This is a genomic window from Amycolatopsis rhizosphaerae, from assembly GCF_007713715.1.
Lineage (GTDB): Bacteria > Actinomycetota > Actinomycetes > Mycobacteriales > Pseudonocardiaceae > Amycolatopsis_E > Amycolatopsis_E rhizosphaerae.
Genome location: NZ_VJWX01000306.1, coordinates 1 through 8,643, shown reverse-complemented (window position 1 = coordinate 8,643; position 8,643 = coordinate 1). Strand labels below are relative to the sequence as shown.

Below are 8,643 nucleotides of genomic sequence, written 5' to 3'. Positions count from 1 at the left end.
AAGATCATCTTTGGCGAGAGTTCTTCTACCAAGGACTCCACGCCCGTCTCCAAGCAGGGCCCGTCCACACCACCACCCAGGCCAGCCGCCTCCGACTCACCAACCCGATCTTGGTGAGATCACCTCACTGGACCCCACGAAACATCTCCATGCTTCCCGATTTCGCAGAACGCTCGCGTATTTTATTGTCCGCCGCCCGCGCGGATTGATCGCGGCAGCGCTTCAATTCGGGCATGTCAGCACAAAAGTCACCCTGAGTTACGCCGGTCGCGCCGACACGTCGTGGCTCGACGATGTTGCGGTCGAACGGCTGGAAATGATACTCGAACAGATCGACGACGACGCCACCCATCTCCTCGACGGCGAGCACGTGTCCGGGCCTTCCGCCCAGGAGTACCGCAGTCGCATCGCCCGCAGCGCACGGTTCGCCGGCCGGGTCGTCACCGGGGTCCGCAACGTCGAGAGGCTGCTCCACCAGGCTGACCCCAACATCCACCACGGCGAGGGCATGACCTGTGTCTGGCGCGCCGAAACCGCGGCCTGCCGCCTCGCGAAGCTGGAGGTCGGCCTGCCAGCCGACGACTACCCCGACGAGTCCGACTGTCGCTCAGCCTGCCCCAACCTGGCCTACACCGACCGCAACATTGAGCAACAACGCGCTCGCGCACATCACTGGGAAGCCGCCGCGGCTGATCCGCTGGCCCCAGGCCCGATCCGTGATCGCGCTGCCGCCCTCGCGGCACGGGCTCGTGCGATCGTCCAACAGCATGAACGCGGGCACGATCCGGTGCTCCACGGCGCGGGCGGATCCGCTTGATGGCACGGAAACCCCGCGACCGCGCCGCGGAGGCGACCGCGATCATCGCCGCCGGTGACCGGCTGCTCGCTGGGACCCCGCTGCGCTCGACCGGCGGCAAGCTCACCACTACCGAGCTGATCATCGAGTCCGGACTGCGCCGGGACGTGGTCTATGAGCACGCCAGCCTCGTCGAGGACTTCCAGGCCCGCGTCAGAGCCCAGCACTCGACCTCCACGGCCATGCAGGAAATGGTCGACAAACACGCGGCGCTGCTGGAAGAACGGGACACGCTCAAATCGGAGCTTGTCGCAGAGCACACCACCACCGGACTCTTGCGCAAGATCGTCGCTGAGTTGTCTCTGGAGCTGGACCAAAGGTCAAGGACGAACTTGCTGCGTCGCAGGGCGTCACACGGTTGGCCGACCGTGCCCGTCGCTCGTCATCACTGCATTCCTGAGACCCTCACGACGGAGTCGACGTCTTCTCCGGCAGCAGCCCACTGGTGTTCGCGGTTAACTCCGATCCATCAGCGGCGGAGGCCGATCGGTCGGGGTGCCACACCAGCCACTTCCGCTCGACCTGCTCCTCCAGGTTGACGCCGTGGTGCCGAGCCATCAGCACCACGTGGCACAACACGTCGGCCAGTTCGGCGCCGAACTGGCCATCCAGTTCCTGCTGGGTGTTCCCCTTGGATCTGGCCTGGCCGGTCCGCATCAGGAACGCCTGCGTCAGCTCGCCGACCTCCTCCTGGAGCTTGAGGAGGAACCACGTCTCATCCCGGGTGAACCCATGCGCGCGGGCATATCCCCGCGAGACCACCTCGACGTCATCACTCAACCGCGCCAAATCCATGGGCGCAGCGTAGAGGCGGCCCCGGACAACGTTTGCCCCGGTCATCCAAGGGATGGTGCCCAGCGTCCTGCTTGAACCTTGGTCGAATCTCTGTGCGCGCGTCGTCGATTCAGGCTTGGACCGCGTGTTGAGTTTCAGTCCCGGAGCCATAGTTCCGGCGGTGGTGACGGGTCTCAGCGGAACGCGGCGATGTTGCGGGCGGCCCAGTCTGCGAAGGAGCGCGGGGCGCGGCCGAGGACCCGCTGGACGTCCGGGCTGACGCGCAGTTCGGCCGGGTTCGGGGAGCCGAGGATGTCCAGCGTGTCGTCGGCGAGTTCCGCCGGCATGCTCTGGGTCATGGCGGCCTTGGCCTCGTCGCGGGTGAGTTCGTGAAACCGCACCGGCGAGCCCAGGGCGGCGGCGATGGCCTCCGTCTGCTGGCGCGGCGTGATCACCTCCGGTCCGGTCAGTTCGTACACGCCGCCGGTGTGCTGGTCGTCCAGCAGGCAGGCCACGGCGACCTCGGCGATGTCCGCCGGGTCGATGATCGGCACCCCGGTGTCGCCGAACGGCGCGGCGACGACCTGCTGCGCGCGGACGGACTCGGCCCACCACAGGGCGTTGGAGGCGAAGCCGCCCGGCCGCAGGATGGCCCATTCCAGGCCGGACTCCCGCAGCACGTCCTCCAGCGCGCGCATCGCGATCCGCGTCGTGCCGAAGGGCCTGGTCATCACGCCCAGCGAGGAGAGCAGGACGATCCGTCGGACCCCGGCAGCCGCAGCTTCGCCGATGATGTCGGCCGGGCTGGCTCCGGTGGCGTGCAGGTCGCCGGACAGTAGCAGGAACAACGCCTTCGCCTCGGCCAGCGCGGGCTCGAGGCCGGTGGGCTCGGCCAGGTCGGCCACCACGTGGCGGACGCCGTCCGGCACCGCCGCGGCGTGCCGCGACACCGCCGTCACCTGCTGGCCCGCCTCGGCCAGCGCCCGCGTCAACGGTCGGCCCACATTCCCGGTAGCCCCGGTCACCACGATCATGAATAGCTCCTTTGTCCGAATGTCCTCCGTGGCCTTGACACTAGGTCGCCGGGCGAACTCTTGGTAAGGACATACCTTCAGGTAAGCTCAGAACATGGCGGGAGGCGCGCAGCTCACACGGGCCGATGCCGGGGCGCGGTATGAGGTGTTTCACACCGACTGCCCCGCGCGCGATGTGGTCGATCACGTGACCAGCCGCTGGGGCATCTGGGTGCTGATCTCCTTACAGGACAACGACCTCCGGTTCTACGAGCTGCGCGAGAGTATCCAGGGCATCAGCGAGAAGATGCTCGCCCAGACCCTGCGCGCGCTGGTCCAGGACGGCCTGATCTGGCGGCAGGTCGAGCCGACGACGCCACCCCAGGTCACCTACGGGCTGACCGAGTTCGGCCGGGACGTCGGCGAGCCGCTGACGGAGCTGTTCGACCGGATCACACGGCGGCTGTCGCCACGCAGCGCGGAATAGCGTGACAGTGGCCGGTCACGAGGGCGTATCCAGCGCGACCGCGCACCCCACGACACCGATAACTCGGCCCAGCCGGTCCGGATAACCCGCCACGAGGGGCCTGAGCCACACCCAGGCCGGCGGCAACAAGATCAACTCACGGGGCAGTTCTGCCGGAGCCTCTTGTCAACAGGTGAGATCAACCCATCGACGCTACGACCTGCAACTGAGCAACGTCCTGTCATGCCGCATAGCGCGCGGTCGGCGAGCCACCGTTCCGCGAAATCCTGCTTCGGGAGGCCTCACAAGTTGGACCCATTCACCCCGTACGTTCCCGAACACATTCGCGGGTATGCCGACGCCCTCGTTGCGCATCGCCGAAGCCGACAACGCTCATCCCGACAACGGACTTGCCAAATGAACCGAGGGTAGGTGCCATAGTCCGTCGAAGCGGGGGTTGGGGTCGCGCCTGCGGGTGAGCAGTACCTGCTCGTCGCGGGTGAGGATGACGTGGACGTCGATCAGGTGGCGGTCGGCCGTCAGCGTTGTCCCTCGCAAGCACGATCGGCGGGAGGTGTCCCGGTGGTCTGGACTCGCGGACTCTACGCCGCCCGTTTTTGCGGCGGTGGGAGGGCCGCGAGCTGAACGATTCGGCTGGTCAGCAACGTAACTGCCTGGTCGGTCGGGGTGTGGGTGGTGTCGAGGGAGAGCATGGGGTAGCCGTGGTCGGCGAGCCGGGTGATGGTGTCGCGATAGAGATCGGCTTCCCGTCGAGAGGTCTCCGATTCGGCTTCGAAGCGGCTGTGCGCACCTCGGTGCGCGATGCGGGTGGCGGCCGCGTCGGATCGGCGATGAGGATCATGCTGTGGCAATAACTGGCCCTGCGATCAGGTTCGCCTGGCGTATCGCCTGCGAGAAGGGTTTTAGTGTGCATTACCAACTGGATGAATCGCCGGGGTGTATCTACGAGAAGATGGCCGAGCATCTGGCCGAGCGCATCGCGTGTGGTGAACTCGCTCCGAATGCGCCATTGCCCAGCGAGCGTGAACTTGCCGATGTATATGGCGTCTCTCTTGGAGCCGCCCGTCACGCTACCCGCTTCCCCCGCGCCTGCGGGCTTGTCATGACCATCCGCTCTAAGCGTACCTACATCGCTCGCGGATGAGCGCGGCGTAGTTCGCACGCCAGCGTTATGCACCAAGTCGTGTCCCTTATGTCAGGCTCTCTGTCGGCTTGGCATCCTGTTGAGGTCAGCCTTTTCGGCTGGCGAACCGGCTCTCGGCCGAGGGGCGGGAATGCAGCCTCGGTCGAGAGCCCTGTGGCAATCCGTGGTCGTGGGTGAGGGTGGCCCCGCTCGTGATCACATGTCGAGCCCCGGGTCTTCTTCGCGCCAGTGCTCGGCTATGGCAACGGTGGCCGGGGTCGTGTCCTACGGCGCCCAACTTCCTTATCGAAGAGCGCAAGGATGAAATGTGGTTTCTTGGCACCGGATTCTGCCAGCGCGAGTGAAAAGCTACTAGTTGTAACTGTCCGAATACGGTTGTGCTCTGCGTTCGCGCTGCGCGAGTGGAGTTTGTATCTTGTCCGGCGTCCTGGCTTCCGTAGTGGAGGAGAGGCCTGAACGCCATCAGTTTCTGGTGTGCTGCTGGTGGGTTTGACCGGCTTATGCGAGTGGGTGGGGTTCTGCGGTGAGGGTGGCGAGTGCGGTGGCGACTTCTTGGAGGGTGGCGCGGATGTAGGTGGTGGTGGTTCCGGCGTCTGTGTTGGAGTTGGTGTGTCCGGCGTAGGCGCGGGCGATGGCGTAGCCGTAGTTGCGTTCGACCCAGGTGAGGGTGGTGTGGCGGAGCCAGTGGGTGGAGATGCCGTGGGCGGCGACCCAAGCGAGTTCGTCGCCGAGGCGTTTCCGGAGGTGGTCGTAGCGTCGGGTGGTGAGCGGACGTCCGTCCCGGTACCGCAAGAGCTGGTCAGTGGACAGGGTGGCGCCGCGGGAGGCGGCATGGTCGGTCAGGCTGAGTGTGAGGGCGGGGCTGATGGGTTGCTAGCGGAGGGTGCTGCCTTTTTCCTCGAGCCGGACGAGGCAGTGGTCGATGTCGAGGTCGGCCAGGCGCAGGGCGAGGGCGCCGCCGCGGCGGCAGGCGGTTTCGGTGTGCAGGCGGAGCAGGAGTGCGTCGAGGATGACGTCGTTGCCGCTGGCGCGGGCGGCGGCGTTGATCTGGTCGAGTTCATGGGGTGTTAGCGCCCGGCGGGTGCTGGGCAGTCTTCGGGGCTTGGCCAAGCGATGGGCGGGGCTGGTGGTGAGCAGGCCGTCGGCGATGGCGCGGTTGTAGATCATGCGGGCGGCGGCGATGACGTGTTCGCCGGCGTGCCGGCCATGGCGGCTGTTGCGTCGGGACCGGGCGGTGGCGGCCATATTGTGTTGCATGGCTTCGATGTCGCTGGCCGTGATCTCGTCCAGGCGCCGCGGGCCCCCGGCGGCGAGCATCCTGGTCCAGTAGGTGCCGTAGGTGCGGTTCGCGCCGGGACCGGCGGCCGCGATCACCTGGGGGAGGTAGTCGGCCAGAGTCGGGATCCCGGTAGGTGTGGTGTCGGGCTCCTGCAGGTCGGCGAGGGTGACGCCGAGCTGCGTGAGCAGTTGACGGGCGGTTTCGATCCGCGCCGGGTCAGGGGTCACGGCCGGGTGCCGATCAGGTCGTGGTAGTGGCTGGCTAGCAGGCGGGCGAGGGTTGCGGCGGGATGGACCACGAGGATCTGCTCGCGTGCTGCGGCGGCGAGCACGAGTGGTGGTCCGGGCTCGATGCCGCACATGCGGCGGACCGCGGCGGGCAGCGTGATCGCACCGCGGTGGTCACGTGTGGGCCGGCGGGGTGTGGGGTGCGATCACGATCAGGTCATGGACGGTGTCCAGGCGTTCAGACCCTGTCCAGGCCGAATTCCCAGGCTTGGTCGATGTCGCCGCCCAGCCGGAACGCTCCCGCGAGTTCCATCGCGATGAACCCGTTCGCCCAGGCGACGATCGTGCGCGCGGCCTGGAGCGTGTGCCGTGGGCCGGCCAGTTCGGTGACCAGGCGCAGCAGCGTGGCCGAAGAGCGCTCCGACCGTGTGGTCGCGCCGGACACCGTCTGTGGCGCGTACATGAGCGCATAAGCGACGGGGTTAGCGTGGGCGAATCTGCGGTAGGCGGCCATCAACGCCCGAAGGTCTGCAGTGGGATCACCGGAGTTGGCTGCCGTGTCGATGGCCGCGGTCAGTTCATCGGCCACGTCCTCCAGAACGAGCCGGAGCAGGTCGGAACGGCTGCGCACCCGCTTGTACAGCGACGGCGTGCGAACCCCGACCGCGTCGGCCACGTCGCGCATGGTCAGCGCGTCCGTCCCGCGTTCTTCCAGCAGGCGCCGTCCAGCCGCCACGACTACGGCGGTTGAGGTCTGCGCGCGGGCAGGCATCCTGACCTCCTGTTCACCACTGGCCGCCATGGTAGCCGGCGATTGCCACGAAGGCTAATGCGTGTAGCCTTAACGAAGGCTAATATGCGTAGCCTTGAGTCTTGGCTAGGAGGCGCCGCCATGAAGATTGCGGAGGGTTCGGACCGGATAGGTTCCGACATCGTCAACAGTTATCTCGTCGTTGCCCGGGATGGTGTGACGATCAACGACGCGGGACTCCCGCGCTACTGGACGCTGCTGCACCGCGAACTCGCGCGCCCCAAGCCCGCGCCGTTCACGCTGGAACCCCGGGAGGCCACGGCGTCGCTCAACCGGATCGAAGGGGTGGACGTGACCTGGGTCGTGCCCGGTCACGGGCCGACCTGGGATGGCGGCGTGACTGAGGCCGTGCGACTCATCCGCCACGTGGCCGGCCAGTAGTGCCATGAAGAAGTTACCAATCTGGTTCGAACGGGCAGAGAACCTGGCCATTGCCGTCGCAGTCACCGTTGGGTTCGTCCACCTGCACTTCTCCTGGTGGTGGCTGCTGGCGCTTTTCCCGGTGTTCGACGTGCCGGCGGCAGGTTATTTGGTCAACGAGCGCGTCGGGGTCATCTGCTACAACCTGACGCACACCTACGTCGCGCCCGCAGCGCTGCTGCTCGGCTATGTACTGACCTCGGCCGGCTGGTGCGCGTTCGCCGGGCTGCTGTGGTCCTTTCACATCGCTTTCGACCGAGCACTCGGTTACGGCCTCAAGTCCGCTAGCGGCTTCCAGGACATCCGCCTTAGCCGGATCGGCGAATCCTGAAGCCACATTCCAGGCTGGCGACTCCCCGAAAGCCCCGCCGGACAAAGTCGCACCCGAGCGAAGAGACAGGCTGTCACGATGCAACCGAACCCGTGAGGCGTACCCGAGTGCCACCGCGGCGAGCAGGTCGGCGCCGGAGGAGTCGCGCTCCTCGGCCACGGCGAGCGCGGCCGGGATGATCGCGGCGCTGGGGGGGAGTCCACCGGGGATGTCGGTGTCGTCGAAATCGAGGCTGTGCGCGAACGTTCCGTTGAGCAGAGCCGCGTGCTCGAGCGAAAAACCGTTTCCGCTTCCGGCCACTGTGGACGTTCCGTGGCCGCCGATCTCGTGCAGTGCCCACAACACCGGGGATTCGACTCGACGTCGTGGCCGAGGGCAGCGACACCGACGAAATCAAGGAAGCACTGGCCGAGCACTTCTCCGGTACCGGCAGGCAGGTCTGTCGGGCCGGTCACCAGTTCGCTCAGCGCCGCGGTGGCACCGGGCCCGCTCATTCGGGCCTCATCCGGGAGAGGTTGGATCGGCGGTACCGCACGACGACCTCGTCGCGCTGGTTACGCCCGGTCGTCGCCCACTCGACGACGCCCCAGCCGGGACGGGAGCGGCTCGTCTTGCGCGCGAGGACGACCGAGGAAGCGCGGACGGTGTCGCCGTCGTAGACGGTGGCGCCGAACTCGAGATCTTCGATGTCGAGGAACGGGCCCCCGGCCTCCGACAGGTCCTCGACCGACAGCCCGAGAACCGTCGAGTAGACGAGCATCGGGTTGATCGGGATTGCCGCACTTTCGATCTCGGCTACCTGCGCCAGGGGATGGACGGCGCGTTCCCCGAACGGCTCGTGATGGGCGCCGTCACTCTGGCCAGCGTGATCGGTTTGACGTCGGAGGGCATGAGTGAGAACGCGATCAGGTGGCCACCGGACTGCGCACGGTGCTGCTCAAGCGCCGCGAGTACCGGGCCGAGGCCGACGGCCAGGCCAGGGAGGTGGCGCACGCCCACGGCGCTTGAGGGGATTCGGGTCGCCCCCGGATCCTGACCGGAATTCGGCCGCCGATCTCCGCGATGCCCCTTACTTGGCCCGGGTGAGGGCGTCGGCGAGGCGGTCGATGCCGAACTCGTAGGCGCGCTCGACGTCGCCGCCCAGGTTGAATGCGTCGGCGAGTTCCATCGTGATGAAGCCGTGCGCCCAGGCTGTGATGGTGCGGGCGGCTTCGAGGGCGTGGTCGGATCCGGCGAGGGCGGCGGCTGCGTGCAGGACGGGGTCCGCCGCTTGGGCTAAAGCGGCCGGATCGGGGCGGGCC

The 8,643-nt window shown here is 67.2% G+C and carries 13 protein-coding genes and 1 pseudogene; 5 read left to right on the top strand and 9 right to left on the bottom strand.

Annotated elements, in window-relative coordinates; all coding sequences use genetic code 11:
• Positions 1-205: 205 nt before the first annotated feature.
• Positions 206-817 carry a hypothetical protein gene (locus FNH05_RS25275; RefSeq protein ID WP_144591203.1) on the top strand — a complete coding sequence of 204 codons (612 nt, stop codon included), beginning with the start codon at positions 206-208 and terminating at the stop codon, positions 815-817.
• Positions 818-1,261: 444 nt separating this feature from the next.
• Here FNH05_RS25275 and FNH05_RS25265 read toward each other — a convergent pair whose 3' ends face one another.
• Both FNH05_RS25265 and FNH05_RS25260 read right to left on the bottom strand, forming a co-directional pair.
• Positions 1,262-1,696, bottom strand: a complete 435-nt coding sequence (locus tag FNH05_RS25265) for a nucleoside triphosphate pyrophosphohydrolase family protein (RefSeq protein WP_222426707.1) — start codon at positions 1,694-1,696, stop codon at positions 1,262-1,264.
• Between the two features lie 128 nt (positions 1,697-1,824).
• Positions 1,825-2,664, bottom strand: a complete 840-nt coding sequence (locus FNH05_RS25260) for an SDR family oxidoreductase (RefSeq protein ID WP_144591202.1) — start codon at positions 2,662-2,664, stop codon at positions 1,825-1,827.
• A 94-nt stretch (positions 2,665-2,758) separates the two neighbouring features.
• Here FNH05_RS25260 and FNH05_RS25255 point away from each other — a divergent pair, with 94 nt between their 5' ends.
• Together FNH05_RS25255 and FNH05_RS25250 are read left to right on the top strand one after the other, a co-directional pair.
• Positions 2,759-3,130, top strand: a complete 372-nt coding sequence (locus tag FNH05_RS25255; protein ID WP_144591201.1) for a winged helix-turn-helix transcriptional regulator — start codon at positions 2,759-2,761, stop codon at positions 3,128-3,130.
• 907 nt (positions 3,131-4,037) lie between these two features.
• Positions 4,038-4,274 (top strand): GntR family transcriptional regulator, encoded by a 237-nt coding sequence (locus tag FNH05_RS25250; protein ID WP_246127933.1) that lies wholly within the window; start codon positions 4,038-4,040, stop codon positions 4,272-4,274.
• A 498-nt stretch (positions 4,275-4,772) separates the two neighbouring features.
• Here the strand turns inward: FNH05_RS25250 and FNH05_RS39910 are convergent, their stop codons facing one another.
• The 4 genes from FNH05_RS39910 to FNH05_RS25240 form a co-directional block, all read right to left on the bottom strand.
• A complete protein-coding gene (locus FNH05_RS39910) occupies positions 4,773-5,066 on the bottom strand; it encodes a site-specific integrase (protein WP_342781613.1) in 294 nt (97 codons plus the stop codon).
• An 81-nt stretch (positions 5,067-5,147) separates the two neighbouring features.
• The gene (locus FNH05_RS39905) at positions 5,148-5,780 is read right to left on the bottom strand and encodes a hypothetical protein (protein ID WP_342781612.1); all 633 of its coding nucleotides are present in this window, start codon (positions 5,778-5,780) and stop codon (positions 5,148-5,150) included.
• Positions 5,777-5,914 carry a hypothetical protein gene (locus FNH05_RS38260; RefSeq protein ID WP_186382725.1) on the bottom strand — a complete coding sequence of 46 codons (138 nt, stop codon included), beginning with the start codon at positions 5,912-5,914 and terminating at the stop codon, positions 5,777-5,779. Before FNH05_RS38260 ends, FNH05_RS39905 begins: the two co-directional genes overlap by 4 nt.
• Before the next feature lie 104 nt (positions 5,915-6,018).
• Positions 6,019-6,552: a TetR/AcrR family transcriptional regulator gene (locus FNH05_RS25240; RefSeq protein WP_144591200.1), complete on the bottom strand. Its 534-nt coding sequence runs from the start codon at positions 6,550-6,552 to the stop codon at positions 6,019-6,021.
• A 120-nt stretch (positions 6,553-6,672) separates the two neighbouring features.
• Between FNH05_RS25240 and FNH05_RS25235 the strand changes: the two genes are divergently transcribed.
• Positions 6,673-6,972: a hypothetical protein gene (locus tag FNH05_RS25235; RefSeq protein WP_144591199.1), complete on the top strand. Its 300-nt coding sequence runs from the start codon at positions 6,673-6,675 to the stop codon at positions 6,970-6,972.
• A 4-nt stretch (positions 6,973-6,976) separates the two neighbouring features.
• The gene (locus FNH05_RS39440; protein WP_246127932.1) at positions 6,977-7,342 is read left to right on the top strand and encodes a DUF4260 domain-containing protein; all 366 of its coding nucleotides are present in this window, start codon (positions 6,977-6,979) and stop codon (positions 7,340-7,342) included.
• Positions 7,343-7,354: 12 nt separating this feature from the next.
• Here FNH05_RS39440 and FNH05_RS39435 read toward each other — a convergent pair.
• The 3 genes and pseudogenes from FNH05_RS39435 to FNH05_RS38255 all read right to left on the bottom strand — a co-directional run.
• A pseudogene (locus FNH05_RS39435) lies at positions 7,355-7,687 on the bottom strand (MmgE/PrpD family protein); the annotation flags it as partial.
• A 145-nt stretch (positions 7,688-7,832) separates the two neighbouring features.
• Positions 7,833-8,132: a hotdog family protein gene (locus FNH05_RS25225; RefSeq protein ID WP_342781614.1), complete on the bottom strand. Its 300-nt coding sequence runs from the start codon at positions 8,130-8,132 to the stop codon at positions 7,833-7,835.
• 279 nt (positions 8,133-8,411) lie between these two features.
• Positions 8,412-8,643 (bottom strand): TetR-like C-terminal domain-containing protein (locus tag FNH05_RS38255; RefSeq protein ID WP_186382724.1); only part of this gene is annotated, 232 nt, incomplete at its 5' end.